A 26,853-nucleotide genomic window follows, 5' to 3' on the forward strand; every position below is an offset into this window, starting at 1 on the left:
CCTTTGAGGACAGAAATCAACTGGGGCTGTCCATCAGCGATATGCAGTTATGTGTCGGCGACATGTTAAGATCGAGCGCAAGCGCCACGACTACTGAAGCCTGTCAACAGTGACAGATATCGCAAATGATCCAAATGAAAATAGTTCAAAAAATCAGTGCCCTGGGCGTATTTGTCGCGACGTCCACCACGGCGCTGGCCAATGACGTCGTCCTTCAGAATGGTCGTGTGATCGACCCCGAGACGGGTCTCGATGCAATCCGCAACGTAGCGATCCAAGATGGCCGCATCTCGGCGATCAGCGAGTTCCCCCTTGAAGGCGATATCGTGGTCGATGCTACGGGTCATGTCGTTTCTCCCGGTTTCATCGACCTGCATGCACATGGGCAGAGCATCGGCGACTATCGGATGCAGGCCATGCAGGGGGTGACGACAGCGCTCGAGCTTGAATCCGGCGTCCTGCCCATCGGCGACTGGTACGACGGGCAGGCTGCCAAGAGCCTGCCGATCAACTACGGTGCGGCGGCGGGCTGGACCTATGGCCGGATCGCCACCTTCGACGACACCGACCCGCTGGCGACGATCGAATTCTTCCAGGATGCCCAATCCGAAAACGACTGGAAGATGGACATCGCGAACCAAGACCAGTCCGAGCGGATCCTGTCGCTGGTTGAACAGGGGCTCAAGGAGGGGGCCCTAGGGATCGGGGTCAACGCGGGCTATGCGCCGGGATACGGTCAAAAAGAATACTTCGCGTTGGCCGAACTGGCCAATGAATATGGCGTCGCGACCTACACCCATGTCCGCTATGCCAGCGTCATCGAGCCGCAAAGCTCCTTCGAGGCGCTGAAGGAACTGATTTCCAACGCGGCGATTACCGGCGCGCACATGCATATCTGCCACATCAACAGTACCTCGATGGCGGACATCGAGGCCACGCTGGCCCTCGTGGAAGAGGCGATGGCGCAGGGCATCAACATCACCGTCGAGGCCTATCCCTACGGCGCGGCCAGCACTGTGGTCGGCGCCGCCATGTTCACCGGGCCGGACTGGCGGGACCGGATGCAATCAACCTCGGAGAATTTCCAGCTTGGTGCCGACCGCATGACCGAAGACGAACTCGCGGACTACCAAGCGAACAAGCCGGGTACCTTCATCACCTGGCACTTCCTCGACGAAGCCAAGCCCGAGGACCTGGCCAAGCTGGACATGTCGGTAACGCACCCATCGACGTTGATCGCGTCTGATGCGACATTCTGGTCCTATTTCGACGAAGACGGCAATATACAGACCTATACAGGCGATGCATGGCCGCTGCCGGACAACGTGTTTGCCCATCCGCGCTCGGCCGGGACGTTCGCTAAGATCCTGCGCTCCTACGTGCGCGAGCGTGGCGTGCTCTCGATGAGCGAAGCGATCCGCAAGATGTCGCTGATGCCGGCGCAGACGCTGGAAGACTTCGTGCCGCAGATGCGTCGGAAAGGCCGGCTACAAGTCGGCATGGACGCCGATATCGTGGTATTCGACCCTAAGACGATAGCTGATCGAGCGACTTTCGAGAACGCCAACCAGCCCGCCATAGGTATACAAACCGTAATCGTGAACGGTGGCTTTGCTGTTCGCAACGGAGAACTGGTTATTGGAGAAGCTTATGGCCAGCCGATCCGTCGCACGGTCGCACAGTGAATTGGGGTCTGGAATACCAACTGAATCGAATTTCCGAGTGATCCTTCGATATCGGAAATAGCAAGAGTGATTTTCGAAAGAAAGGAAGAAAGGTAGAAATGGTAGTTAAGAGAAATGCTGGAATCGGGCCGAACAACGTAAGTCGCCGCGCCGTATTGGCCGGAGGTGCTGCGCTCGGTGGTTTGGCGGGAGGCGCCGGGTTCGGGCTTTCCCCCGGAGCCGCAGACGCAAAAGGCAGCGGCCCGGTTTTGGCCGGAGCGCCCGGGTTCGAGCCGCTCTCGGTTGATAGCCCAATGGCGCGTTGGAAAAACCCGCCGCCTTTGGGGTTTGTGGAAGCCGCAACGTCGCGATTTAGTTTCCCGAACTGGCAATCCGGCAATGATGATTCGATCTTCTACAACCTGAACATCCCGTCTTTCTTCAAGTCGAGAACCGTCGCGGCGCAGCCTGATTTCAGCTTTCTGGATCGCGCCATCAACGCCGATTTACTCGACATCACCTTCGATAATCTTGATGGTTCGACGAACCCGCCCTTGCGCGAATACCTTGTGGGTCCGCGCCAGGTTCAGGCCATGATGATGGCATATAGGGGCAAGGTCGTTTTCGAGATCTTTCCTGGTATGAACCCTATGGACTACCACGTCTGGATGTCCGCTTCTAAGACGACGGCCGGGCTGCTGGTGTCGATGCTGGCGAATGAGGGCGCCATCGATATGGAACAACCGATGTCGACCTACATTCCGGAACTGGCTGGAAGTTTCTGGGACAATGTCAGTGTCAAGAACACAATGAACATGTCGGTCGGGGTCGATAACGAGGAAACCTTCGAAAGTCTGAGCAACCCCGACTCGTGGATCACGAAATTTTTCACGGCTATTTTTACACCGGCGGACGATCCTTCGGAGTGGCGCTCTCTTCTAAAGGAGGTCCAACCGCTTTCTGACGAAAAACCCGGCGATGTGTTCCGCTATTCGACTTCCAACACTCAGGCGTTGGTTCTGCTTGTCGAACAGGTTACCCAGATGTCCTGGGAGGCATATTGGAACCAGCGTATCTGGTCCAAGATCGGGGCGCGTGGCCCGTTCATGATCGGGCTTGCGCCGGACGGCACCCCGGTGGGTGGAGGTCTTAACTTCACCACGCTTGAGGACATGCTGCGCTATGCGCTTATTTACACGCCGAGTTGGAATGTGGTGTCGGAAGAGCAGATCGTAACTGACGCATTGCTGAAGGAAATCCAGACGCTTGGAAACCCGGAGGCTTATGCGAACTCTACGGAAATCGCTTATGGACAGCGCTGGTTCGGCGAGACGCCGGCCTTCAACACGGCGCAATGGGACCACGCATTCGAAGATGGTGCGATGTTCAAACACGGCAACATGGGCCAGGGCATATATGTCGATCCCGGGCGCGACTTCTGTGGCTGCTACTTCGGTCTCGCCACCAATGACGAGAGTGTTGCCGGCGTCGATCACTCTCCGGGCTATTTGCGTGCAGCGGCCAAGCTGCTGGCCGGCGAATAACAAATAAACTCTGGCTCCTAGGCCGGCGTTCAGCAGCGGGAGCAAACACCAAGGTCAGTCAACCACACCTACACAGATGGAAAAGGAAGGTCCCCAAATGTACGGATTCAAAGCTGTTAAATTCAATGGAAAGAAAACCGCCCGAAAGGCGCTGAACACGCTGGAGGACTACACGCCGGCCTATCCTTGGATCGACGATTTGGCCATTGTGTCACGCAACAATCTTGGCTTTCTGAGCGTTCACAGCACTTGGTCGGCCGATGGTGCGCTGGGAGAAGAGACCGGCTGGGGCCTGATTACGGGTGCGCTGATTGGACTGTTGTTCGGCCCTGCGGGTGCGGCTGCGGGCGCGGCAATGGGCGGCAGCTTTGGCGCGATGTTTGGCGCCATCGACGAATTGGCTTTTGACGATCCGGTGCTGGAGGATTTTGCCAGTTCTCTTGACCGCGACACATCAGCTCTGATCCTGGTGGGTGAAAAGGTGACATTGGACGATTTTGGGTCGGCGATAGAACCGCTTGGTGGTACGATCGTGTCGACAGACATCGATGAGAAAGACATCCAGGCACTGCGCAAGGCACTGAAGCACTCCAGTTGACCGGCGGGCAGAGCGGGCCGCACGATCAACGGCGGCCCGCGATGCGTCTATTCCATCTACCGAACTGCAAACTGAAATCAAGGGACCCAACACCATGAAACACTCCTCCGCCTTGATGGCTTCGGCCCTGGCGTCCTTCGTGTTGCTCTCAGGAACCGTCGACGCACAGGAATATGATCTGGTCATTTCGAATGGGCGTGTGATGGACCCTGAGACGCTGTACGACAGCATCGCAAATGTCGGGATTTCCAACGGTCGCATCGTCGAGATTTCCAAGGAGCCGCTGACGGGAGCCGAGGAAATCGATGCTTCCGGACACATCGTCGCGCCGGGCTTCATCGACACGCATTTCCACTGGCAGCAGCCCCTCGGCTACGCAATCGGCCTGCGCGACGGTTTGACCTCCAGCATGGACCTCGAGGAAGGCTGCGCGGGAACGTATGTCGAGCAGTTCTACGAGGATCGGGAAGGGTCGACCCAGGCCAATTTCGGCTGCGCATCCAGCCACGAACTTGCCAGGGCCATCGTGCTCGACGGCTACGACGACGCCGAGATCCTGGGGCGCGGTCCCGTCGCGGCACTTGAGACGCGAAAGGGATCGGGCTGGAGCGAGGGCACCGCCGACTTCGATACCGGAAACGCGATCCTTCAGATCATCGACGAAGGCCTCCGGGCGGGCGCGGTCGGTATCGGCTCGACGCTCGGATACATGCGCAACGGTGTCTCGTCCCGAGAGATGTTCGAGGTCCAGAGGGTCGGAGCGCGCTATGGTCGTCACACCGGCGTGCATACGCGCTTCACCCCGGACGGAGCGACCTTCGAGAATGTGGGCGCGCAGGAAATCCTCGCCAACGCCCTGGCGCTCGATGCGCCGGCGATCATGATGCACTTCAACAATCCGGGATGGCGGCTGACGCACGAGCTCGTGTTCAGGCTGCAGGAGCAAGGCTTCAACGTCTGGGGTGAGATCTACCCCTATTCCGCCGGGTCGACCACGCTGAATGCCGTCTTCCTTCAGCCCGACAACTGGGTCGAAAGACTGGGGCACAGCTACGAGGACACGTTGCAGGACCCTGTCACCGGCGACTTCTATACGTTGGCCGAATATAATGAAGATGTCGCGGCCACACCCACCAAGGAAATCATTCTGTTCAAGACGCCACCCGAAGACTCGGTGAGGTGGCTGACTCTCAAGGGCACGACCATGGCGAGCGACGCGATGTTCGCCGAACCCTTGATGGGCGCCTGGAACACGCCGTTCGAGGAACTGGGCAACATGCATCCACGCGGTGCCGGTGCACGCGCCGCAACGCTGCGCCTCGGGCGCGAGAACGACATCCCGATGATGCAGCTTCTGTCGATCCTCAGCTACAACGCGGCCTACCGTCTGGGCCGTACCGGGCTGAAGGCGATGCAGGAGCGCGGCCGGATGCAGGAGGGCATGGTCGCCGATATCGTAGTGTTCGATCCCGAAATCGTGACCGACAACGCGACCTATGATCAGGGGTCGATCCCCTCGACAGGGTTCAAGGCGGTCGTTGTCCACGGCGAAGTGACCGTGCGTGACGACGAACTTCTTGAAGTCTTCGCCGGCCAGCCGATCCGCTACGAGCCCGAAGATCGGGCGCGTTTCGAGACAGTGTCGGAAGAGGCGTGGAATCTCGAGTTCTCGACTGGCATGCCCGAGGTCGCGCCGGGAATTCCTCCGAAGGGTAGCAATTGAGACTTCCCAACGCAGTTGTGAGACATGAAATGCGACTCTTTTTGAAGACTGTGGTGGCCATTCTGGCCGCCGCGCCCTTGCTGGCTGATACTCGCGTAATCGATTTCGACCAGCTACCGGATCCTGCGGCGGCAGCATTCGAAGATCCCTTCCAGGCGATGGGACTTCGGAGTCTTGAAGAGTTGCGTACTGTCGTGCGCTTGCAGGAGCGACTTGACAATGAGAACTTCGACACCGCCACGCGAGAAAGGCTTTCAGCCCTCGTTGCCGACGCACGCGAGGCGCTGACAGAAGAAGGTCATGACATTGAGAAACTGCTGGCAGCCCGTTGGGAGGTTGCGGTTCTACGAAAGCGCGCCCGTCTCGCCACAAATCCCCTTTTTGACGGCGCCGAAGTCGCATTGGACGGGTTCCTGATCCCCGCTGAGCCCGACCCTGATGGTGCCTCGGCGGCCTACCTTGTGTCTGAGGTCGGGCTCTGCAGTCACAAGCCGGCGCCCCCTCCGAACCAGTTGGTGCGCGTCCGCTATGAGGGAAGCTTTCCGTCCCGGAACTTGTACGTACCCGTCTCCGTCGTTGGCACCTTGCTCAATGATCCCTCAGATCAGACAATATTCCTGTTGGACGGTTCGGTTCGAATGATCAGTATGTGGCAGTTGTCCGCTGACAAGATCATCGCAAATGGACCCTTTGGAAAGACCGAAGGCGACAAAGCTGCGCGGAGCGGGATTGATCCTTTGGCGGTGGTGCAAGGTTCGGAATGATCAGCCTTAAGCGAACACGACGTGCGCTTTCCTGTTCGCATCCTGAAGGCGCCGAGCGATGACCGGCTTACTCTTCGGATCATTGTCAGGGTGCAGATTTTGCAGATTCCGGACAGGCTTCGCGATCTGCGTTCTTTTTTTGCTTCCAGTGTTCGCCGATCAGTTACTGGCACAAGGTTTGGACAACGTTGGCTTCTCGACGGGTCGCAGTGTATTGGGAACTATCGCTACCCAGTCTGCGGGTCACAGTCCGGGCTCCATGGAAGAGCTGAGCGCCCGAAAAAAGGCGCTCGAAACTCGAACCGGGTTATCTTTCGGTTTCGACAATCAAATCCAGTATCTTGGTTCGCATTCCGCCAAGACGCCTTCTGACGCCGCAGCGAACGCGTTCCGCTTCTATGGCACATGGACAGCAGTGGGCCGCGACACGCTGGACGAAGGTGCACTTGTTTTCAAGTTCGAGAACCGATCTGCGCTCGGAAGCAGGATCTCGCCTCAGGCGCTTGGACCATCCCTCGGGTATGCCGGTTTGTTCTCCTCTACCTTCAGTGACGCGGGCTGGGTCTTGACCAACTTCTATTGGCGTCAGCGCTTCGCTGGAGGACGCGGCAGTTTCGTGGTCGGGCAGGTCGATGTGACCGACTATGTGAATGTCGATGGCCTTGCGAACCCGTGGACGGCTTTCACCAACCTCGAGTTCCAGCAGCAATCTACTTTTCCGGCACCCAATCAGGGCTTGGGCGCTGCCCTTCGATGGCGGATCGGCGAAAACTGGGTCATTCTGGGCGGCTTCGCGAACGCAAACAGTGATCCATCTGACCCGGTCCGAAGCGCGCAAGACCTTTTCGAGACTGGCGAAACCTTCAAGCATTTCGCGATAGGCTGGACCCCGGAATGGGGGGAACGCTTTGACCGCCTTTTGCAACTGACAGTCTGGCAGGTCGATGAACGCACTGCCGCTGGCGTGCCAGAGGGCCACGGTATCTCCTTCGCCGCAAGCGGCCGTTCTGGTCCCTGGCACAGAACGTTCCGCGTCGGGTTTGCCGACGGTGGTGGCACTGCGCTGGATCGTTCGATCAGCTTTGCGACTGCATACGAGGCACGCGGTGGGAAGGACTTCGCCGGCCTTGGATTGAATTGGGGACGTGCACCTAGAAGTTCGCTGAATCAGTACGCGTTGGAAGCGTTTTACCGTTATGGTCTGAACGATTTCTTCCAGATCACGCCTCAGGTTCAATATGTTGCGAATCCGATCGGCGATCCGAGTTCCGACGGCATCATGGTCTTCGGAGTACGTTTGAGAGCAGTATTCTAACACTATTGGGGCTGGGTCAAAGTAGCCGAGGGAAGTGTATCGAATGAGGGCGTTGCACGTCGAAAACCTGACTTTCACTTGGCCCGGGTCGGAAAAAGCGACGCTGCGCATACCAAACCTGTCGCTAGCTCAGGGTGAGCGGAATTTCTTGTTTGGCCCAAGCGGGTGCGGAAAATCCACGCTCCTCTCAGCTATCACAGGCGTGGTGGATGTTTCACCGGGGGCTATCCTGGTCGCGAACAACGACGTAGGCGCGTTGAATGGCGGTGCGCGGGATCGGTTCCGGGTGGACCATATCGGCATAATCTTTCAGGTGTTCAATCTGATTCCCTGGCTGAGCGCGCTCGAGAACGTCCTTCTGCCCTGTACATTCTCCAAGTGTCGGCTTGCGCGCGCGGGCGAGGATCCTGCGAAAACGGCCCGGAAGCTGCTCGACGAACTAGGGCTGTCGGATACGTCCCTGTTATGCAAGCCGGCTAGCGAACTCAGCGTGGGCCAGCAACAACGGGTTGCCGCCGCGCGCGCGCTGATCGGCAAGCCGGACCTGATCCTGGCGGATGAACCGACCTCGGCGCTCGATGAGGCGGCCAAGGCGGCCTTTGTCGGCCTGCTGGCGAGGGAATGCGCCGAAGCGGGCAGCGCGCTGCTCTTCGTCAGCCATGACCGCAGCCTAGAGCATCATTTCGACCGTAGTGTTGATTTCGTCGCCCTCAACGGGGGCGCGGCCTGATGCTGGGGTTCAGCCTGCGCAGCCTGTGGAACCGCCGCTTCGTGGCCGGCCTGACCGTGCTGGCCATCAGCCTCAGCGTCGCGCTGATCCTCGGTGTCGAGCGGCTCCGGGACGGCGCGCGCGACAGCTTTGCCAACTCCGCGTCAGGGATCGACCTGATCGTGGCGCCGCGCGGCAATTCGGTGCAGATCCTGATGGCCACCGTCTTCGGCGTCGGCGGCACCGGGACGGGCATGACATGGGACAGCTTCGAGTGGCTGGAAGATCGGCCCGAGGTGGCCTGGGCGGTCCCGATCCAGATGGGCGACAATCATCGCGGCTATCCGGTGATCGGGACGGTTGCATCGTATTTCGAGCATTTCCGGCACTCTGGCGGTCAGCCTCTCTCCCTCGCCGCGGGCACGTTCCTTTCCGGTGACGGGGCGGATGCCGCCGTGGTCGGGGCCGAGGTCGCGGCGCGGTTCGACTATGCCCCCGGTGCGGTGATCGTCAACGCCCACGGCGCGGGCGAGGTTTCCTTCGACCTGCACGACGACGCGCCCTTCACGATATCGGGCGTGCTCGCGCCGACGGGCACCGCCGTCGACCGGATGGTCTTCGTCACGCTCGAAGGGTTCGACGCCCTGCATGCGCAAGAATACGCGCCTGCTGCCGACCCCCTCGACCCGGCCGCCATGCTCACCGACGATCATGACGATCATGACGGGCATGACGCGCACGAAGATCATGGCGAACACGAAGGCACGGAGGCCAAACACAGTCACGAACCGGACCGGATCAATGCCGTCTACGTTGGGCTGATCGATCGGACGAATGTCCTAGGTCTGCAGCGGGCCGTCAACGAACGCGCTTCCGATGCGTTGAGCGCAGTCCTCCCTGCGGTCGCGCTCGCCGAGCTCTGGGGGATTACCGGGACAGCGGAGCGCGCGATGCGGTTGATGGCGTGGGCCGTGGCTTTGGCAGGAATGATCGGCATGGTGGTCATGCTCTCCGCGACCCTCGACACCCGCCGCCGCGAATTTGCGATCCTGCGGTCTGTTGGCGCCACGCCCACCCGTATCTTTTCGCTAATCGTCGCCGAGGCTGCCATCCTCACCGCGGCGGGGCTGATCCTCGGCCTTGTTCTGCTCACGGTTGCCACGTTCGTGACCGACCCGATCCTGTCTGCCCGCTTCGGTATGAGGTTGGGATTGAATGTCTTTGGTATGCGCGAAATGGCCACCCTTTTCGTCATCTTCTGGGCCGGGCTCCTCGCCTCGCTTTTCCCGGCGGTCCGGGTCTACCGCATGACGCTGGCCGACGGGCTGTCGGTTCGGCTATGATAAAAGAAGGGGATTTCTCCATGACCATGTTCGCCCGTTTCGTCTTGATATTCTCGCTTGCCGTTTCTCCGGGCCTCGCACGGGCGACCGAACCTCAGGAAATCTCGTGGGATACGCTTTCACCTCCCGCCACCGTGATTGAAAACCCGTTCGAAACCCTCACCGATGATCAGATGGACAGCTTGCGCCAGATCCTGCGGTTCGAAGCAGGGGCGGAGCGGAGCGATGACGCTGAAGCCCGCGCCGAAGCGCAAGCTTTACGCGACCAGCTAGCCAAGGACGGCCTCGATGTCGACGGATTGTTCGCCGCGCGTCTGGTGATCATGGAGAAACGCGAAGCGGCGGCCTCGGAGGTGAACGAGGACCTCGTTGGCATGAGCGTCCGCCTGCCGGGCTATGTTCTGCCCCTGGAATTCAAGGACCGCAAGGTCGTCGAGTTTCTTCTCGTGCCGACGGTGGGTGCCTGTATCCACACCCCGCCGCCCCCCGCCAACCAGATCGTCCATGTCGTGTATCCCAAAGGCATCGAGGTGAATGGCCTCTTCACCCCCGTATGGATCACCGGGACCATGGTCGCCCAGAGTTCGGTTCAGACGGTTGGCTATGTCGACGGGCAGGCTCCGGTTTCCGTCAGCTATTCGATGCAGCCGCTGCTGGTCGAGGACTATAGCAGCTGAGGATCTTTTCGGCTCCAGACGTCGGTGTCAGAAGGAAATCGGTTCAGACGGGCACGCCTCTCGCCAGTCGGCTCGGTCGTCGTTTAGCACCTTGCCGGTGCGCTTGGTTTTCGCCTCGGCGGCCTGGTTGCGCCAGGAAGGGTCACACTCGACACCATAGGGTGCGTCGGTGACCATCAGAAGCGGTCGCACATCGCCCAGCAGTCGCCCGACCACATCGGCCTCGTGCTGTCTCCACGGTCCTGTCAGAGGGATTCCGGTTGAGACGGGCAGGGTGTAAGCGGTGCGCCGTTCACACCGGATTGCCTTAGTTCCAGGGCAGCAGCAGGTTGATATCGGTTTGTTTGTGTCCGGCTGCGATGGCTTTGAGGACACTGGATAGATAGCCATGGGGCTCAATCCGGTTAAGTTTGCGGGTCTCGATCAGGGACGCGATGACAGCCCATTTTTGTGCGCCGACATCATGGCCAGCGAAGAGCGCGTTTTTGCGGTTGAGGTCGATGGGACGGATGGTGCGCTCGACGGCGTTGGAATCCAGTTCTATGTGCGCGTCGTCGAGGAACAGGATCAGCCCGTCCCTGTATTTGGCGATGTATTTCAGGGCTTCTCCGGTTGGCGATTTTGCCGAGACACGGGCGCGGTTCTGGGCGAGCCAGAGTTCGAAGGCGTCGATGAGGGGTTTTGAGCGATCCTGTCGAGCGTCATGGCGCTGGTCTGCCGGCAGGCCGCGCAGGTCTTTTTCGATGTGAAAGAGCGCCTGGATTCGGGCCAGACCTTCCTGCGCAATCGGGGCCGTGCTGGACTGGGTTACCTCGTTTTCCGCGGGGGAGGAAGACAGTCCCCAGCCGCGATACCGGTCCAGTTCGTGGTCGGTGGGTGGCGCCTCGGCCCAGAGGTGCGTGATCATCTTGAGATGTTCGAGTCCGTCCTGGCCCAGCGTATCTGCCGTCGCCGGGATGATTCCGTCGAACTCGCCGTATCCTGCATCTGCAACGGCATCCAGAATGCGCTCTGCCAGTGCCCTTCCGTCCATGGAAACGGCATGCGCGATCTGCGCGATGATCTCCACCGCTTCGCGCATCACATCGCCGATCGCACCGTTGCTGTCATCGGTGCGTTCATGAATCGACGGGGCCAGCAGGAGCAACGACCAGAGCAGGTCGAAGGCTTCATCAGGATCCTGCGGGGCGATCTGGTTTTCGATCATCTGCAACAGACCATCGAGGTCCTTGACCAGCGCCTTTTGTTTACGCCAATCGACGAAGCTTGTCGCCCGCCGCAGCGACGCGAACCGTTTGCGCAAGTCCGAGGCCACTTGTTTCGGGCCCTCGGCGGCACTCAGCTCCATCCGGGCGCGCCGCTGGAGCGTGGCGCTGCCCTGCACCAGGTCCATGACCAGGTCCGCGAGCTTTTCCGCCCCTAGCTTTTGCAGGTTGGTCTTGTTCAGGTTTTTCTGGACATTGGTCGGGCACCGGACTTCTCATTGCTCACATTGACAATGCTTTGCCGGCACGCCGGCCGCAACCGCGCATGACGTTGCGGGGCACTGGCGCCGGTATGTCAGGACGATAGACTGTCCCCATGCGAGTTCAGCTTACCCCGGACAAGATCGAGGATTTGCGCAAGAGCCTTGAGCAGGTCTATGCGCGGCCGTTTGATGAGGCGGAAGCGCTGGAAATCGCCGAACGGATGTATGCGCTCTACGAGGAGCTCAAGACGCTGTAGCGGGTGGCGTCAGGCATCGAGCGCGGTCGGTGCCGCTGGTTCCTTACCATCCAGAAGGAAGGCCATTTCAGCGGACGGGATCGCGTCCGGTTTTCGGGACAGTTTCGTGAGCGGCCGCAGGTTTCGGGCGGCTGACGAGGTTCGAACACTGTCGCATTCCCCCCGCAGAATGAGACAATCGCGCATCTTGCGCAGGTCTTCGAATGGTTTGGCGGCTTGCAGCAAGGCTCGTCTGTCCCTGATCTGCGGGTTCGAACACAGGATTTTCAGGACCCGTGCGCGCATCGCGTTGTCACCCTCTTCGAACAAGGATCTGGCTCTGGTGCTGAACTTTGCGAGCAATTCCAGCGGTTCGAACTTTCCACGTGCCACCGTTGCCGATCGGGCTCTTTCGAGGGCGGCGTCCCGCTCGAGCTGCAACTCCCGGCGCTTGGCTTCGAACTCGGCATCCGTGATCCGGTCGTCCAACCTCAGGTCCATTAGGTTGGCGAGCTGGCGTTCTGCCCGCGCAACCGTCGCTTCGCTCTGCCGCATGCGGTCCGCCTGTCGCTCCGCGTCCCGCTCCGGCAGGTCCCTGAAGGCCGCGACGATGTCATCTGCAATCTTCTTCGGGACATGCAGGCTGTCGAGGAACCTGTCGATCTGCTCCGCCAATTGCCGCTCTTCAATGGAGGGCTGACTGCAGCGCGGCGAGGTATGGACCCGGGTACAGTGATAATAGGTGTAGATGCGCCCGCTGGGCTTGCGTTTGCGCTCTGCGGTGATTGCCCGGCCGCAGGCCCCGCAGGTGAACATCTTGGCATAGGCAAAGCAGCGCCGGGCCGGCCGGGTTTGCGGACTCAGTCCAAGAAGTACCTGGGCCTGTTCGAACTCGGCTTTGGTGACGACAGGCTTGTGCGCACCGGGAAAGAGCTCCCCGTTCCAACGGACATAGCCAGCATAGATCGGATTGGTGAAGAGCCTGTAAACCTGAGAGCGGGACAGGGGCTTGCCGCCCATCGTCTTGTGGATCGGTGTGACATATCCCCATTGATCCCGCGCGATCCGATGAATCTCCGCTACAGAGTATTGGCCCGACAAGAGCAGATCGAACATGTCGCGCACGGCCTTGAAGTGATCGGGGTCGGGCAATATCCGTTGCGTCTCCCGGCAATTGCGATACCCCAGCGCCGCCCGGTTCGGCATCCAGCCATTGCGGACCTTGGCGCGCTGGCCACGTTTGACGTTCTCGCTCAAGCTGTCGACGTAGTATTTCGAATAGCCGAAGATGATGTTCAGCATGAACTTGCCCTGGCTGCTGTTCTCGAAGCTGTAGGTGCAGAACTTCAGGTCCCGCAGCAGCCCTCGGTCGAGGGCATAGATGATCCGGCCGCCATCCATGGAATTGCGGGCCAGACGGTCGGGGTGCCAGGCGATGATGCCCTGGGCTTCGCCGGCCTCGATCCGGTCGAGCATGGCGTTGAACTGCGGCCGGCCCGGCGCCTTGGCGCTGTAGGCTTCAATGAAGGTTTCGACAATCTCGATGTCATTGTCCTGGTCCACAAGCTGCAAAACTTCTGCCTGCTGGCTCTCAAGCGAGAGTATTTGCCGGTCCTCCGCTTCCTGGGATTTCCGGCAGTAAATAAAGTATTTCATAAGATTTGGGTGTTAAACCTGTGCTGGCGGTGGTGGCATGTCGGCCGAGAAGGCGCGGGTCTGGGTGCCATCCACCATCAGGCGCACGAGGGTTTGGTAATTGGGCAACCCGATCAGCTGCTCGGGTGTCACGTCGCCCAGCTGCTGGGCGATGAGGCCGGCGTCGAGCGGGCCGGTGCGATAGGCGACGAGACTGCCGACATTGCCCATGATGCCGGTAAAGAGCGCGTCCGAGCTCTGTCGGCAATGCTGCTGCGCCAGCGTGAGCGACAGCCCGTATTTGCGGGTCTCCGACAGAGTCTCGGCCAGCGCGTCTGTGGTGAAGTTATGGAACTCGTCCACGTAGAGCATGAAGGGTCGCCGGGCGCTGGACAGATCACGGGTAAAGGCCGCATGGGTCAGGGACGACACCACCAACCCGCCCAGCAGGTTGGCGATGTCCGAGCCGAGCCGGCCCTTGGCGAGGTTGACGATCAGGATGCCGCCCTCGTCCATCAGCGCCCGGAACCGTAGCGGCTCTCGCGGCTCGCACAGCGCTTGACGCACCACCGGATGGCTCAGGAACGTACCGAGCTTGTTGGCGATCGGCACCACGCCGTCTGCGGCCGTCTTGTAGTTCATACCGGGATATTCCTCGGTCCAGAACTGCAGGAGCTGCGGATCGGTGATGCGGGAGATCACGTCCTTGCGGAATTCCCGGTTCAGGAACAGCCGCATGATGTCGCGCAGGTCGGTTGCGGGCTGATCCAGCAGCGCCAGCACCGCGTGGCGCAACAAATGCTCCATGCGCACGCCCCAGGCATCGGCCCATTGGTGGCGCAGGGTGGCGATCAGGCCCGAGGTTACCAACGGACGCAGGGCCGGCGAGGTCCGGGTCAGCGGGTTGTATCCCAGCGGACAGTCCCGGTCGTAGGGCCGCCAGACCAGGGCGCGGTCGCCGACCCGGGCCCCAAGCTCTTCGGCCAGATCGCCATGCGGATCGATCAGGCAGAAGCCGGTACCCTGCGCGGCATCCTGCAGCGCCATGTTCAAGAGCAGGGTCGACTTGCCGGCTCCGGTCTGGCCGATGATGTAGAGATGCTGCATCCGGTCAGTTTGCCGGATGCCGAAGGCCCGGCTGCCATACCGGCTCCAGGCATTGCCAAGCATTGTGACGGGGACGTGCATTCCAGCATTGTCCCGCCGACCTCATCGTTGCGATAGGGACGCGCGCAGCTCCGTCTTGGCCACGAGGGGCAGTAGTCAGCCTCAGCGGTGCCTGTACACTGACACCGGATCAGTTCCTTCCCGCCGTCACGCTCGTCCTTCGGCGGGTACGCCCGAAATCGGTTCGGGCGGCCACCCAGCGAAGGAAGAGAAGAGATGACGACACAAGACTTGAGCGGGTTTGTCGGCGCCTACCCGGTCTGCGGGGCCTGCAAGGCCACGGCCGTGCTGCGCGATGCCTGGGCGATGTGGAACCGGATGACCGGCGCCTGGGAGTTGCAGGCGATCTTCGATGAGGCCCATTGCGAAGCCTGCGGCGGCAACACGCGGCTGGCCTGGGAGGTGGACGAGGACTTCCGCACCAAGCGCATCCGCCGCCTTAACGACGCGTTCCGCCGTGGCGACGTCCAGCACGGAACCGTCGTGATCACTGAAGGCATCCGCGCGCTTGGCGACGATGCACTGCCCCGGATCATGGCCACCATCGCTGCCTTCGACGCCTTCTCCGAGGACAAGGACCCGCGCGGCGAGCACGACTTCGGGGCGTTCGATTGCCAAGGCGACAGGGTCTTCTGGAAAATCGACACGTTCGACCGGGACCTCACATACCACTCGCCCGACGCCGCCAATCCGGAAGTCACCTGCAGGGTGCTGACGGTGATGTTGGCAAGCGAATATTAAGCGAGATTCAGGATAGACGTTTCCGAAGATCGCAAACGCAAACCACACCCGTCTTTTGATCGAGGCGGGTGTTTTCCTCGACGGCCATCGGACGCCACAGAAGTTTCCGCCTCGTTGTCGGAGTCTAACCCGAAACCAGCTTTTGCGCGAATTTCGAGCCGGTTCTCGACCTGAAAGCACGGTTTTGAGAGCATTGGCGGTGTCCAACGCAGAACATCTCGGTCCATGGAAACGCAGTTGATCAAAGAGACTAAAAAGAGACTGACGTTGCTTCTTGAGTAGGTCTATTTCGGATAAGTCATTGAAACGATTTGGAGGCGAGTACCGGAATCGAACCGGTGTACACGGATTTGCAATCCGCTGCGTCACCACTCCGCCAACTCGCCTTGTGCAGTGAAATCAATCACTTGTCGTGGTGTGCGGCGGGTTCTAACAGGTTTGCACCGGCAGGTCCAGTGACCATTTGATGAATCTGTGCGGTCAAACCGGTTCGCCTGTGCCGAAAATCGACAGGGCGGGTGCAGGACTGGCGGGTTTGGGCCGTTGCCCGGACCTTGGGGATGTGGCAAAAGCCCCTTAGCCGAGGGATAGAAAGAGCGTACCCATGACAGATTTCGCCGCGCGCCGCCGCATGATGGTAGACACCCAGGTGCGGCCTTCGGATGTTACGAAGTTCCCGATCATTGACGCGATGCTCAAGGTTGCGCGCGAAGCCTTCGTGCCGAATGCGCAGCGCGAGGCGGCCTATGCCGACCAGATGGTGCCGTTGGGCGGCGGGCGCTACATGCTGGAGCCACGCACACTCGCCAAGATACTCGACTGGCTCAGCATTGGGCTGGAAGACTCGGTTCTCGATATCGGGTCCGGTTACGGGTACTCTGCGGCGGTCGCTGCTCACATGGCTCAATTCGTCGTCGCAGTGGAATCGGACGAGGCGATGGCGCAGGAGGCGCAGGAAATCCTGTCCGAGGTCTCGGCCGACAACGCGATCGTGCACAACGGACCCCTTGCCGAAGGGGCCGAAGAACATGGCCCCTATGACGTGATCATGATCCAGGGCGGGGTCGAGGAAGTGCCGCAAGCGCTGCTCGATCAGCTCAAGGATGGCGGCCGGATCGCCTGTATCTTCATGGATAACAATCTGGGCACGGTTCGGGTCGGTTATTCCAATGCCGGGCAGATTACATGGCGGTTTGCCTTCAATGCGGGCGCGCCGGTGCTGGAAGGCTTCGAAAAGCGTCGCAGCTTTGCACTATAGCGGTGGGAATTGCAGGGTACGGGTTGCCTTGCGGACTCGCTGCGCGCAAGCTGCGTTCAAAACACAAATCAGAGCATACGCAATCTTCGGGCAAAGGGGACAGGCATGCGTAGGGGAATGAGCCGGAGACTGGCGAAGGCGGCGGTATTGTCGTTCGCGTTGTTCGCGACAGGGCTCGGTGGCAACCAGGCTGCGGCGGACAATCTTGCCGACGCGCTGGTCGGTGCCTACAACACAAGCGGTCTGCTGGAACAGAACAGGGCGCTTCTGCGGGCCGCGGACGAGGATGTGGCCATCGCGGTTTCGGCACTTCGTCCGATCATCGACTGGACCACGCGCATTCAGCAAAGCTTCAACCGCGCGCGGACCGGGGCATTGGTGACCGACACCGATACGGCTACGTTCTTCTCAGGTCTGACCTTCCGGCAGCTTCTTTATGATGGCGGCGCTGCGGTTCTGGCCAAGCAAGCCGCGCAAGAGACCGTGCTGGCAACCCGGCAGGCGCTCATCGATATCGAACAGCAAGTGCTGTTCCGCGCGGTAACAGCTTATCTGCGGGTACTGTTGCAGGAACAGACGGTCGAGTTGCGGCAGAACAACGTGCGGGTTCTGGGTGAAGAACTGCGCGCGTCGAATGACCGGTTCGAAGTCGGCGAAGTCACCCGGACCGATGTTGCACTTTCGGAATCGCGCCTTGCGCTTGCACGGGCGAACCTCTCGACGGCTCGGGGTGACCTGACATCGGCACAGGCCGAGTATGTCAACGCGGTCGGCCGTGCGCCCGGTCGCACGGCGGGCGAACCTCGCCTGCCGCCGCTGCCGTCCTCGCTGGATGCTGCGGTCGCCTTGGCCGTGCGGAACCATCCGCAGATCCTTGGCGCACAGCACGATGTGCGCGCCGCTGAACTGACGGTCGAGCAACAGCGCCGTAACCTTGGCCCGAGCGTCCAGTTGCAGGCCGACGTGGGGGTGACCGAGAATTACGGGAATGCGAACTACAACCACTCCGCCAGCGCGGGGGTCGTTTTTTCCCAGAACATCTATGCCGGCGGTCGCCTTGCAGCTTTGGTGCGCCGGTCCATGGCCGTTCGTGACGCGGCAAAGGCGAACCTCATCAACGTCCAGAAGAATGTCATCCAAGGCGTGAATGACGCCTATGTGCGCTATCAGACGGCAACCGCTTCGCTTACGGCGTCGAACGAGCGTGTGCGTGCGGCACAGGTCGCCTTCGAGGGTATCCGCGAAGAAGCAACACTTGGCGCGCGGACGACACTGGATGTGCTGACGGCTGAACAGGACTTGCTGGATGCGCAGCTGGCCCTTGTGCAGGACCGTATCGAACGCTCGCTGGCGGCCTACCAGCTGCTGTCGGCCCAAGGCGTTTTGACGGCCGAACATCTTGGACTTGCCGTCCAGATCTACGATCCGACCCTCTATTACAATCTGGTCAAGGACGCGCCTGCGGTGGTCAGCCAGCGCAGCAAGGATCTGGACCGCGTTATGAAGGCCTTGGGAAAAAGGTAACAAATCGTGCTATTCGTTGCCGGGACAGCATCTTTTGGCTACACTCATTTCCTGAGGGCAAGAGTGGTAGTAATAGATGTCTGATCCCGTCACGAAAAGTGAGATCGAGGATGTTTTGTCGTCGATCCGTCGCCTGGTCAGCGAAGAGACCCGTTCAGAGCCACGTGGAAAAGCGCGCCCGGAACCTGTCAAGCATGATCGGCTGGTTCTGACCCCTGCCTTGCGGGTTGGCGAGACCGAAGAAGACGCAGAGCCGGAAGAGCCGGAACGCAACCCAATCGATCCGGAAGCACCTTGGTCAGATCCCGAGGCGACCCTTTATGAGGCCGCGCATGTGATCGCAGGTGAGGCACGTCTCGAGGCGCAATCCGACGAGTCCGAGCCGATGATGTTGCGGCCGGAAGACGTTGTTCCAGATACGGCCGGTGTCGAGGTGAGCCTTTCCGACGAGGAGGATCAGGCGGCTTCGCCAGATGTGGAATTCGAAAGCCTTTCGGCACGTTTCGAGGCTTTGGAGACCGCTATCTCGGAGACCGCCGATGACGAGTGGGAGCCCGATGGCAGCGACGAGGATGTCTATGGCGGCAGCGTCGAAGAGATCGAGTGGGAAGATCACGATCCCGAGGTAACGGCGGACGTGTCTTTTGACGAAAAAACCGCTGCGACACCGCCAGTAGAAGAGCCCGCGCCAAGCAAAGATGCCGTCCTCACCGATGCGGAGGATGAAGACGTTGACGATCAGGGCGCGTTCTCGCTGGACGAAGCTGTGATGGACGAGGAAATGCTGCGTGAACTGGTCGCCGATATCGTCCGACAGGAGCTTCAGGGCGCCCTGGGCGAGCGCATAACACGAAACGTGCGCAAACTCGTGCGACGCGAAATCCACCGTGCCCTGACGGCGCAGGAATTCGACTAACTGTCAGATATTCGCAGGCACCTCGGCAAGCGACAGAAGGCGGTTGAGGTCCATGTGGCGTTCCAAGTGGTCTGCAAGCCGGTCCAGTACGTCGTCGATCCCGTCTTCGTAACCCGGAACTGATCCGGCCCCCAATGTGCCAAGGTAATCGGCTCGGAAAGCATCCGAGGCGAACAAACCGTGGAGATAACAGCCGCGAATGCGACCATTGGACGACGATGCGCCCTCTGGTCGACCGTTGACCTCAAGCCAGGCGCGCGAACAGTCCGGCCCGGAACTGCGGCCTATGTGGATTTCATAACCCGTCACAGGGGCACCCGATGGCAGTGCGATTGCCTGACGCGGGCTCACTTCCTTTGTGCCGTGCATGACGGTTTCGATGTCCAAGAGGCCTAGCCCATCAACCTCGCTCGCTACGCCTTCGAAGCCGTGCGGATCCTTGATCTTTCGACCCAGCATCTGGTAACCGCCGCAAAGCCCCAACACGTGGCCACCCCTTCGCACATGGGCCAGCAGGTCGATATCCCAACCTTGTTCCCGAAAGGACGCCAGATCGGCGATCGTGGATTTGCTGCCCGGAATGAGCACTAGGTCCGCATCGCCGGGCAGGGGGCGACCTTCCGGTATGATCTCGACACTGACCTCGGGTTCCGCAGAGAGCGGGTCGAGATCATCGAAATTGGCCATGCGCGGCAGGTGCGGCACAACAATCTTCAACCCGACACCCGGGGCAGAGCGGATGTCCATAGAATCCTCGGCTGGCAGGCGCCATGCATCATGGAACCACGGTACGACGCCCAGACAGGGCCATCCGGTGCGCGCGGCTATATCGTCGCGCCCGTCGTCAAACAGCGAAACGTCTCCGCGGAACCTGTTCACGGCGAACCCCCGAACCCAAGAGAGATCCTGCTCGTCCAGTACGGCCCGTGTGCCGACGACCTGCGCGATGACGCCGCCCCGCAGGATATCGCCAACCAGCACGACGGGTACACCTGCCGCGCAGGCAAACCCCATGTTCGCAATATCGCCTCGTCTCAGGTTGGTTTCCGCAGGGCTGCCGGCCCCTTCGACAAGGACCAGATCAGCATCGGCGCAAAGCCTCCGATAGCTTTCGAGGACGGCGTGCATCAGGTCCGGTTTGTCGCGGCCATAGTCTCGTGCGCCAAGGCTGCCGACCGCACGCCCCTGTACGACAACCTGTGCGCCGGTCTCGCTCTCGGGTTTGAGCAGGACGGGGTTCATATCGGTATGTGGCGCTCGCCCTGCCGCACGGGCCTGTAACGCCTGAGCACGGCCAATCTCACCGCCATCGGGCGTTGCAGCGGCGTTGTTCGACATGTTCTGCGGCTTGAACGGGGCTACCGACAGGCCACGGCGGGAAAAGGCCCGCGCCATGCCGGCCACAATTATGGACTTGCCGACATCGCTGCCGGTGCCTTGGATCATGATGGATCGCGCCATGTGACTCCCTTTGTCGTGGCGCGCAGATGACCGCGATTCGATGCCGAGGGAAAGGCGGAACTGAGTGGAGGGCCAAACGACAATCACGGGCTTTCGAATGGAGAACCCCAAGCCGCAACCTCACTGAGAAGCCAACGAAAAGGCGTCCCCCCGGTTGCTGGCGTATTCCGGGTATTGGCACATGCGAGTAAAGCCTGCCGGGTTTTTCTCGGCAGGCATTCGATTTTCACAACGGGTTATTCTTGGTCACTACGGCGGCCGCTGGGAGAAGAGTTCCGGAGCATCTCGCGCAGAAAGAAAACCGGAAATGGCTTCGGGCTTTGAGCCATCGGCCAATATCCGATCGGTCGAACCAGAGGGCAACTTCTCGAAACGAAACGGAAAGGGCTGTGTCGTGGGCAAGTCCGTGCCAAATCTCTCCCTTGTGGGTGGGTGGTGCGGAACAGTTGCGGGTTCCATTGGCTTGTCTCGCCACCCTGAGCGCCGTACCGGTATTCGAAACCGACCCGATGGGCCAATGGACGCGTAGGCCTAACGGGGACGTCTTTCAATCGGGCGTATTGTGCCACTTTCACGACGCCGTAATTGAATAGCCGTCGTGTTTCAGAGTCTCGGCGATGCTGGTGGTCGACTGAGGCCAGATGCTATTGTAACCGCGATAGCCGGTAGACAGTTCGGTGATGGTGTCGAAGCCGCTCTAGTGGTGGTTGCGCCCGGCCAGCACGGCAGCGCGGTTGGGCGAGCAGATCGCGGTGGTGTGGAAACGGGTGTAGCGTAACCCCGCGTTGACCAGCGCGATCATGGCGGATGTGGGAACCGAGCCTCCGAAGGTTCTAGGCTGGCCGAAGCCGAGGTGGTCGATTGGCACCGTTACAATCTTCGGCGCGCCGTCGGATGGCGTCACCGGTTGCGGATAGTCCTGAGGAGCGCCCTCAAATGCCTCCTTTGTGACACCCGTGAAAGGCGCGGGCGGCAGCGGTAAGACCGAGCCGTCTTGCGGCACCTCCTGCTCAAAGGCCGGGGTCGAGAGGGCGACGACCAAGGCGAGGACCGCCGCTTCGGTTGGGTGTATGCACCGGTCTTGACGCCGCCTACGAATGGAGTGCGGCGAATGCTGCCGGCGAGGATCCGATCGACAGTCCGGAGATGCAGAGGCGCGTCTGGGACCGGGTCATCGACAACGCCGAGCGCTACAACCAGCCCGGTGTGTTTACGGCGTTCATCGGCTATGAATGGACGTCGGGCCCCGGTAGCAACAATCTGCATCGTAACGTCATTTTCCGCGACAACGCGGACAGAACCCGCCAAGTCGTACCGTTCTCTGCCTTTGATAGCGACGACCCGGAGGATTTGTGGCGCTACCTCGCGGATTACGAGGTTCGGACCGGTGGCCGGGCCTTGGCCATTCCGCACAATGGTAACCTTTCGAACGGCATGATGTCCATGCTCGAAACCTTTGACGGCGAGCCGTTTGACGCCGAGTACGCAACGGCCCGAGCCGGTTATGAACCGCTGTTGGAAGTGACCCAATCCAAGGGCACTGGCGAGGCCCATCCGCTTTTGTCGCCCGACGATGCTTTCGCGGATTTCGAGATCATGGATGCTTCGAATCTCATTGGGACCGTGCCCAAGACACCGGAAATGTTGAAGACCGAATACGCGCGTGAGGCGTTGAAACTTGGAATGGCGGAAGAAGTCCGCCTTGGGGTCAACCCGTTCAAGTTTGGCATGGTCGGCTCGACGGACAACCACAATGCCATTCCGTCCACGCGCGAGGAAAACTGGTTCGGTAAAATCTATTACGTTGAACCTTCTGATCACCGTAAGGACGGGATCTTTATCGAGAGTGCAGTCGACCCGCGGTTCTCCATCTACGACCGAGATCTGGGCGCTTCCGGTCTCGCGGCGGTTTGGGCAACGGAAAATACCCGCGAAGCGATCTGGGACGCGATGAAACGCCGCGAGGTTTATGCGACCAGCGGCACCCGCCTGCGCGTGCGCGTGTTCGCGGGATGGGACTTCGCAGAAAGTGAGGTGCAGCTGCCTGATTTCGCCGCCGAAGGATATGCGCGGGGCGTCCCGATGGGCGGCGACCTGCGACCCGGCCCCGAGGGGGCATCACCGCGCTTCATGGTGCGTGCCCTGCGCGATCCAGAGGGTGCGAACCTTGACCGCGTGCAAATCATCAAGGGTTGGGTTGACGGGAACGGAGACCTGCAGGAGCGGATCTACGAAGTTGCCTGTGCGGACCGGGAGATTGTTGATAACGCTTGCGCCGGCGATGTTGGCAGCACCGTCGACATCGCGACCGCGACCTACACCAATGACATCGGTCGCGGCGTCCTGAGCGGATGGTGGGAAGACCCCGACTTCGACCCGTCGCTACGGGCCTCCTACTACGTGCGGGTGATCCAGATACCGTCACCGCGTTGGACGGCCTACGACGCTCCATACTTCGGTGTAAAGATGCCCGAGGGTACGGCCATAACGGTAAGGGATCGTGCTTTTACATCGCCAATCTGGTACACGCCATAGGCTTGAGACAGCGGAGCACTGGCGGATCAGCCTCAGCCGGTCCAATTGACGAAGGAGATGAAGGAGATGGCGTCCTCCCGGTTTGTTGCCGTCGCTTCCTTTGCAGCCCGCTTTGAGGTGATAGTGTTGAGCCGCTCAGCCACATGGAAACACTGAGCAATTCGGCGGAGCAGTTTCCTCTAAGGTTTGATTCTGCAAATCGTAATTCAGATTGACCGTTCCGAAGAAAATTTCCCAAGATTTCTTGCTGATTTTTCGAGCGCGGAGGCTTGTAGCGCGATCGGTCAAAAACCAACATGCGGCCTCCAACGACGCGCTTGGTTTCCAGGCATTCTGAACGCCTGCTCTCGCTGGTTCAGACAAGTGCTTCGCATCGGGGGCGAATGACCTGAGTCCTTCCCCATCTCGGGATACACCGCGCAATCTCTGCTCATGACGAAGACCCGCTGCGAAGGGCAGCAAGGTACGCATGTCGAACCAACCCGGTGCACGACAACCCCGCAAAAAACAAGACCTCGGCGACTGGTCGCCGAGGTCTTTGTTTGCCAAAATCCGGTATGCGCCATCACATTCGGGCGCGCCTTTTCTGGCAGTCTTCGGTTTGCTTGGTCAGGCGGCTTCTGCCTGCTGGGCGGCGTTGCGACGCTCACTTTCCTCGCGCGACAGGGCGACCGAGGTGCGTACACCACGGCTCACGAATTCCATGAGGCCGTGCACAACCCGCTCATTGGGGTCGATGCCGGCACAGGTCAGAACTTCGCGCCCGTCCCGCGACCGCGCCCAGCGGGCAATCTGGTCCGGGCCATTGCCGTACTTCTTGTCATCGGCAATCGCGTCATCCAGCGCAGCCAGCACAACGGCCGCAAACAGTTTGCGTGCACGGTTGCCCTGTTCATTGTTAAAGGCAGTGCCGTCAACGAAATCTCGCATCTCGTCTTCCTTGTTGTTCTTGCTCTTGCAATTTTCGGCGTAGCGGTGGTTATGACCGATCAAACTCGATTCGGATACCCCGAAGATGCATAGGCGTGTTGCATTTCGTGCATGGCTCGCTGCATCCGCACTACTAGGTATCGTTGTCTTGTCAGCTTCGCGCACGAGAGATATAGGGTCGCAAGCTGGCGCATCAACCATCTGTGAAGGATTCAATCCATGCCCAAGATCAACGGCAACGAGATCCGCCCCGGCAATGTGCTGGAGCATAACGGCGGCCTGTGGGCGGCGGTGAAGGTCGACCATGTGAAGCCCGGCAAGGGGGGGGCCTTTGCCCAGGTCGAGCTGCGCAACCTGCGAAACGGATCAAAGGACAACGTGCGGTTCCGCTCGGCGGACAAGGTCGAACGCGTCCGCCTCGAGCAGAAGGATCAGCAATTTCTCTATGAAAACGATGGGATGCTGGTCGTTATGGATACCGAGTCCTACGAGCAGATCGAACTGCCGGCCGAGATCCTCGGCGACCGCCGGCCCTTCTTGCAAGATGGCATGACAATCGTCGTGGAGTTTTATGAGACCGAGGCGTTGAACGCGACCCTGCCGCAAAAGGTGATCTGCAAGATCGTCGAGACAGAACCGGTCGTGAAAGGTCAGACCGCGGCCAACTCGTTCAAGCCGGCGCTTCTCGACAATGGCATCCGCATTACCGTTCCGCCTTTCGTCGGACAGGACGAAGATATCGTCGTGAACACGGAAACCATGGAATATGTCGAACGCGCGTGACGTCACGTTCTGATACGGTACGCAAGGGGGCTCATGGCCCCCTTTCTATTTTGCGGGATCGGGTTGAGGCGCAATCAGCTCGCGCAACAGGTCGAACTTGATCCGGTTGGCGCTGACCTGACGATAGAATGCGATGAGGAATGTCGTCGGACCCTGAATACGCGTCAGGCCCGTCGTTGCCGCAACAACTGTGCCGACATCGGTTTGTCCTTCGAGGACCAGCCAGCCGCCCAGCATCAGGACACCGACGGTGCCCAAGCCGTTGATCGCGCTTAGCAGGAATTTTGCCGACATTTTCCATATGAACATGCGCCTGCGGGTGTCGTAGATCTCGTCGAAGCGGGTCATGACCTCGTCCGTCACTTCGCGCACACGCTCGACGCTCACCTGGTCGGTCGCCGCGCGCAGGGCCCTGACCCGCGCTGCCACGAACAAGTTCACCTGCCGCTGCGATATCAGAACGATTGCGATCTGCGGCACGATCATCGACAGCGCCACGAGTCCCAGCATGGGTTGTGTCGACGAGATATAGGCAATCACGCTGACCAGCGTGCCGATCTGCACGACCGGTTCGGAATAGGCAGCCCCGGCAAAATGCCCGAGTTCCTCGGCCTCGGCAGATATCGCAGTGGTCAGGGTGCCGCGTCCCAGCGGACGGCCTTCTGTTTCCTCCCGCTCCGCCTCGGACAGCAGGCGCGTGCGGATCAGACGCACCGTGTCTTCGCCGAGGACGCTGGCCAGAAATCCACGTGCCCATTTGAACGCCAGGCTTGCCAGAATGACGCCCATCATCCCCGCACCAAGCGAGAATAACAGGTCCTTGTCCAGGCTTTCCTCGGTCAGCAGATTGATGATGCGTTTCTGGAATTCCAGCGGCGCTGCGGCAAGGGCGGCGATCGCAAGCGAAAGAAGGATGAGCATGATCTGCCGCTGCCAACTGACGCGCCAGATAGCCTTGTAGAGTTGGATCATGTGCCGTCCCGTTCTTTGTCGCGAGAGTGGCCTGACGAGACGGGATTGACAAGCGTCGGACGGTTTATCGGTTCATTCTGGGGCGAGAGACCACGGTGACGCTCATACCCGGCCGCAGTTGTGCATCCGGGTTGCCAATATCGGCCCAGATCGTGATCAGACCGGTTTCCGGGTCGACCTCGGCGTCGATCTGCGAGGGAACAGTGGTCAGGCGATAAACCCAATCATCAGAGATCTTGAGCGAAAGCTCGGTTTGCGAAAGCAGGTTCTCGGGAAACTTGAGGTGTTGAAGGTTCAGCTCCTCGATCCGCTGTACATAAGGAACCTGGTAGGCAATGCGCACGGGGTCGAGTTGTACGATATGCGCCAGCGGCGCTCTGCCTTTCTTGATGTATGTCCCGACATTCACGCTGGACGCGCTTATGATGCCGGACAACGGTGCATGGATGCGCGTACGCTCCAGATTGGCCTGAGCCTCTGCCACCTTGGCGCGCGTTTCGCTGCGTACCGCGTTCGCAAAACCCTGTGCTACCTCTGCCTTGAGCAGCTGTACGCCGGTGGCCGACCCGCGTTCCTCCAGCGTCCTCAGGCGTCGGTAATCCTCCTCGGCATTCAGAAGCGCGGTTTCGGCATGCAACAGCTTCGCCTGTGCATTGGCGAGGTCCTGTTCGAAATCGGTGGTGTCCAAGGTGAACAGCAGATCACCCTTCGCAACCCGTTGGCCGGGTTGAAAATGTATCTCGGCAACCGTGCTTTCCACTGCGTTCGATACGTCTGCGCGGGTCAGCGCGACGACACGGCCGGGAAACTCGCGCACGTCCTGCGCCACCACGGCCAGCGCGCTGAAGCAGAGCAAAAGGGCGGATCGGAGCAGCATGCTACCAGCTTCT

At 60.3% G+C, this 26,853-nt stretch carries 23 protein-coding genes, 1 tRNA gene and 3 pseudogenes; 16 read left to right on the forward strand and 11 right to left on the reverse strand.

The window, feature by feature from the left end; all coding sequences use genetic code 11:
* Positions 1-134: 134 nt before the first annotated feature.
* The 9 genes from ACFORG_RS17910 to ACFORG_RS17950 all read left to right on the forward strand — a co-directional run bounded on the left by ACFORG_RS17910 (position 135) and on the right by ACFORG_RS17950 (position 10,337).
* Positions 135-1,685, forward strand: a complete 1,551-nt coding sequence (locus ACFORG_RS17910) for an amidohydrolase family protein (protein WP_386736906.1) — start codon at positions 135-137, stop codon at positions 1,683-1,685.
* A 293-nt stretch (positions 1,686-1,978) separates the two neighbouring features.
* Positions 1,979-3,208, forward strand: a complete 1,230-nt coding sequence (locus tag ACFORG_RS17915; protein WP_386736907.1) for a serine hydrolase domain-containing protein — start codon at positions 1,979-1,981, stop codon at positions 3,206-3,208.
* 76 nt (positions 3,209-3,284) lie between these two features.
* Positions 3,285-3,806: a DUF1269 domain-containing protein gene (locus ACFORG_RS17920; protein WP_386736908.1), complete on the forward strand. Its 522-nt coding sequence runs from the start codon at positions 3,285-3,287 to the stop codon at positions 3,804-3,806.
* A gap of 94 nt (positions 3,807-3,900) precedes the next feature.
* Entirely contained in the window at positions 3,901-5,529 is a 1,629-nt protein-coding gene (locus ACFORG_RS17925; RefSeq protein ID WP_386736909.1) for an aminoacylase, read from the forward strand.
* Positions 5,530-5,558: 29 nt separating this feature from the next.
* Positions 5,559-6,293: a DUF3299 domain-containing protein gene (locus tag ACFORG_RS17930; RefSeq protein WP_386736910.1), complete on the forward strand. Its 735-nt coding sequence runs from the start codon at positions 5,559-5,561 to the stop codon at positions 6,291-6,293.
* Between the two features lie 259 nt (positions 6,294-6,552).
* Entirely contained in the window at positions 6,553-7,608 is a 1,056-nt protein-coding gene (locus ACFORG_RS17935; protein ID WP_386736911.1) for a carbohydrate porin, read from the forward strand.
* A gap of 43 nt (positions 7,609-7,651) precedes the next feature.
* A complete protein-coding gene (locus ACFORG_RS17940) occupies positions 7,652-8,338 on the forward strand; it encodes an ABC transporter ATP-binding protein (protein WP_386736913.1) in 687 nt (228 codons plus the stop codon).
* Positions 8,338-9,660, forward strand: a complete 1,323-nt coding sequence (locus ACFORG_RS17945) for an ABC transporter permease (protein ID WP_386736914.1) — start codon at positions 8,338-8,340, stop codon at positions 9,658-9,660. Before ACFORG_RS17940 ends, ACFORG_RS17945 begins: the two co-directional genes overlap by 1 nt.
* Positions 9,661-9,680: 20 nt before the next feature.
* Positions 9,681-10,337: a DUF3299 domain-containing protein gene (locus ACFORG_RS17950; protein ID WP_224985298.1), complete on the forward strand. Its 657-nt coding sequence runs from the start codon at positions 9,681-9,683 to the stop codon at positions 10,335-10,337.
* A 54-nt stretch (positions 10,338-10,391) separates the two neighbouring features.
* On the opposite strand, the pseudogene ACFORG_RS17955 reads toward ACFORG_RS17950, so the two are convergent.
* The 3 pseudogenes from ACFORG_RS17955 to ACFORG_RS17965 all read right to left on the reverse strand — a co-directional run.
* A pseudogene (locus tag ACFORG_RS17955) lies at positions 10,392-10,559 on the reverse strand (DNA methylase); the annotation flags it as partial.
* Positions 10,560-10,644: 85 nt separating this feature from the next.
* Positions 10,645-11,151: pseudogene (locus tag ACFORG_RS17960) on the reverse strand (IS66 family transposase); the annotation flags it as partial.
* Positions 11,146-11,784 (reverse strand): annotated as a pseudogene (locus tag ACFORG_RS17965) (DUF6880 family protein); the annotation flags it as partial. The pseudogenes ACFORG_RS17965 and ACFORG_RS17960, both read right to left, overlap by 6 nt.
* Before the next feature lie 134 nt (positions 11,785-11,918).
* Between ACFORG_RS17965 and ACFORG_RS17970 the strand changes: the two are divergent.
* Positions 11,919-12,062 carry a hypothetical protein gene (locus tag ACFORG_RS17970; RefSeq protein ID WP_386736915.1) on the forward strand — a complete coding sequence of 48 codons (144 nt, stop codon included), beginning with the start codon at positions 11,919-11,921 and terminating at the stop codon, positions 12,060-12,062.
* 9 nt (positions 12,063-12,071) lie between these two features.
* Here ACFORG_RS17970 and ACFORG_RS17975 read toward each other — a convergent pair whose 3' ends face one another.
* Together ACFORG_RS17975 and ACFORG_RS17980 are read right to left on the reverse strand one after the other, a co-directional pair.
* Positions 12,072-13,697, reverse strand: coding sequence for a recombinase family protein (locus ACFORG_RS17975; RefSeq protein ID WP_386736916.1), 1,626 nt, complete (start codon positions 13,695-13,697; stop codon positions 12,072-12,074).
* A gap of 12 nt (positions 13,698-13,709) precedes the next feature.
* The gene (locus ACFORG_RS17980; RefSeq protein WP_386736917.1) at positions 13,710-14,864 is read right to left on the reverse strand and encodes a type IV secretory system conjugative DNA transfer family protein; all 1,155 of its coding nucleotides are present in this window, start codon (positions 14,862-14,864) and stop codon (positions 13,710-13,712) included.
* Between the two features lie 195 nt (positions 14,865-15,059).
* Here ACFORG_RS17980 and ACFORG_RS17985 point away from each other — a divergent pair, with 195 nt between their 5' ends.
* Positions 15,060-15,584: a DUF3768 domain-containing protein gene (locus tag ACFORG_RS17985; protein ID WP_386736918.1), complete on the forward strand. Its 525-nt coding sequence runs from the start codon at positions 15,060-15,062 to the stop codon at positions 15,582-15,584.
* Positions 15,585-15,896: 312 nt separating this feature from the next.
* On the opposite strand, the gene ACFORG_RS17990 is transcribed toward ACFORG_RS17985, so the two are convergent.
* A tRNA-Cys gene (locus ACFORG_RS17990) sits at positions 15,897-15,970 on the reverse strand.
* Between the two features lie 218 nt (positions 15,971-16,188).
* On the opposite strand from ACFORG_RS17990, the gene ACFORG_RS17995 reads away from it, so the two are divergent.
* The 3 genes from ACFORG_RS17995 to ACFORG_RS18005 all read left to right on the forward strand — a co-directional run bounded on the left by ACFORG_RS17995 (position 16,189) and on the right by ACFORG_RS18005 (position 19,282).
* The gene (locus tag ACFORG_RS17995; protein WP_386736919.1) at positions 16,189-16,842 is read left to right on the forward strand and encodes a protein-L-isoaspartate O-methyltransferase family protein; all 654 of its coding nucleotides are present in this window, start codon (positions 16,189-16,191) and stop codon (positions 16,840-16,842) included.
* 117 nt (positions 16,843-16,959) lie between these two features.
* A complete protein-coding gene (locus ACFORG_RS18000) occupies positions 16,960-18,366 on the forward strand; it encodes a TolC family outer membrane protein (protein WP_386736920.1) in 1,407 nt (468 codons plus the stop codon).
* 76 nt (positions 18,367-18,442) lie between these two features.
* A complete protein-coding gene (locus tag ACFORG_RS18005) occupies positions 18,443-19,282 on the forward strand; it encodes a hypothetical protein (RefSeq protein WP_386736921.1) in 840 nt (279 codons plus the stop codon).
* 3 nt (positions 19,283-19,285) lie between these two features.
* Here the strand turns inward: ACFORG_RS18005 and ACFORG_RS18010 are convergent, their stop codons facing one another.
* Together ACFORG_RS18010 and ACFORG_RS18015 are read right to left on the reverse strand one after the other, a co-directional pair.
* Positions 19,286-20,743 (reverse strand): cobyric acid synthase, encoded by a 1,458-nt coding sequence (locus tag ACFORG_RS18010; RefSeq protein ID WP_386736922.1) that lies wholly within the window; start codon positions 20,741-20,743, stop codon positions 19,286-19,288.
* 697 nt (positions 20,744-21,440) lie between these two features.
* Positions 21,441-21,785 carry a hypothetical protein gene (locus ACFORG_RS18015; protein WP_386736923.1) on the reverse strand — a complete coding sequence of 115 codons (345 nt, stop codon included), beginning with the start codon at positions 21,783-21,785 and terminating at the stop codon, positions 21,441-21,443.
* Between the two features lie 20 nt (positions 21,786-21,805).
* Between ACFORG_RS18015 and ACFORG_RS18020 the strand changes: the two genes are divergently transcribed.
* On the forward strand, positions 21,806-23,278 hold the full coding sequence (locus ACFORG_RS18020; protein ID WP_386736924.1) for a DUF3604 domain-containing protein: 1,473 nt from the start codon (positions 21,806-21,808) through the stop codon (positions 23,276-23,278).
* Between the two features lie 609 nt (positions 23,279-23,887).
* On the opposite strand, the gene ACFORG_RS18025 is transcribed toward ACFORG_RS18020, so the two are convergent.
* Positions 23,888-24,208 (reverse strand): DUF6280 family protein, encoded by a 321-nt coding sequence (locus ACFORG_RS18025; protein ID WP_386736925.1) that lies wholly within the window; start codon positions 24,206-24,208, stop codon positions 23,888-23,890.
* A 219-nt stretch (positions 24,209-24,427) separates the two neighbouring features.
* Between ACFORG_RS18025 and efp the strand changes: the two genes are divergently transcribed.
* Entirely contained in the window at positions 24,428-24,991 is a 564-nt protein-coding gene (gene efp / locus ACFORG_RS18030) for an elongation factor P (RefSeq protein ID WP_386736926.1), read from the forward strand.
* A 45-nt stretch (positions 24,992-25,036) separates the two neighbouring features.
* Here the strand turns inward: efp and ACFORG_RS18035 are convergent, their stop codons facing one another.
* Together ACFORG_RS18035 and ACFORG_RS18040 are read right to left on the reverse strand one after the other, a co-directional pair.
* Positions 25,037-25,963 carry an ABC transporter transmembrane domain-containing protein gene (locus ACFORG_RS18035; RefSeq protein ID WP_386736927.1) on the reverse strand — a complete coding sequence of 309 codons (927 nt, stop codon included), beginning with the start codon at positions 25,961-25,963 and terminating at the stop codon, positions 25,037-25,039.
* Between the two features lie 64 nt (positions 25,964-26,027).
* The gene (locus ACFORG_RS18040) at positions 26,028-26,840 is read right to left on the reverse strand and encodes an efflux RND transporter periplasmic adaptor subunit (RefSeq protein WP_386736928.1); all 813 of its coding nucleotides are present in this window, start codon (positions 26,838-26,840) and stop codon (positions 26,028-26,030) included.
* Positions 26,841-26,853 lie beyond the last annotated feature (13 nt).

The organism is Lutimaribacter marinistellae, assembly GCF_042648365.1.
In the GTDB taxonomy this organism is placed as follows: domain Bacteria; phylum Pseudomonadota; class Alphaproteobacteria; order Rhodobacterales; family Rhodobacteraceae; genus Lutimaribacter_A; species Lutimaribacter_A marinistellae.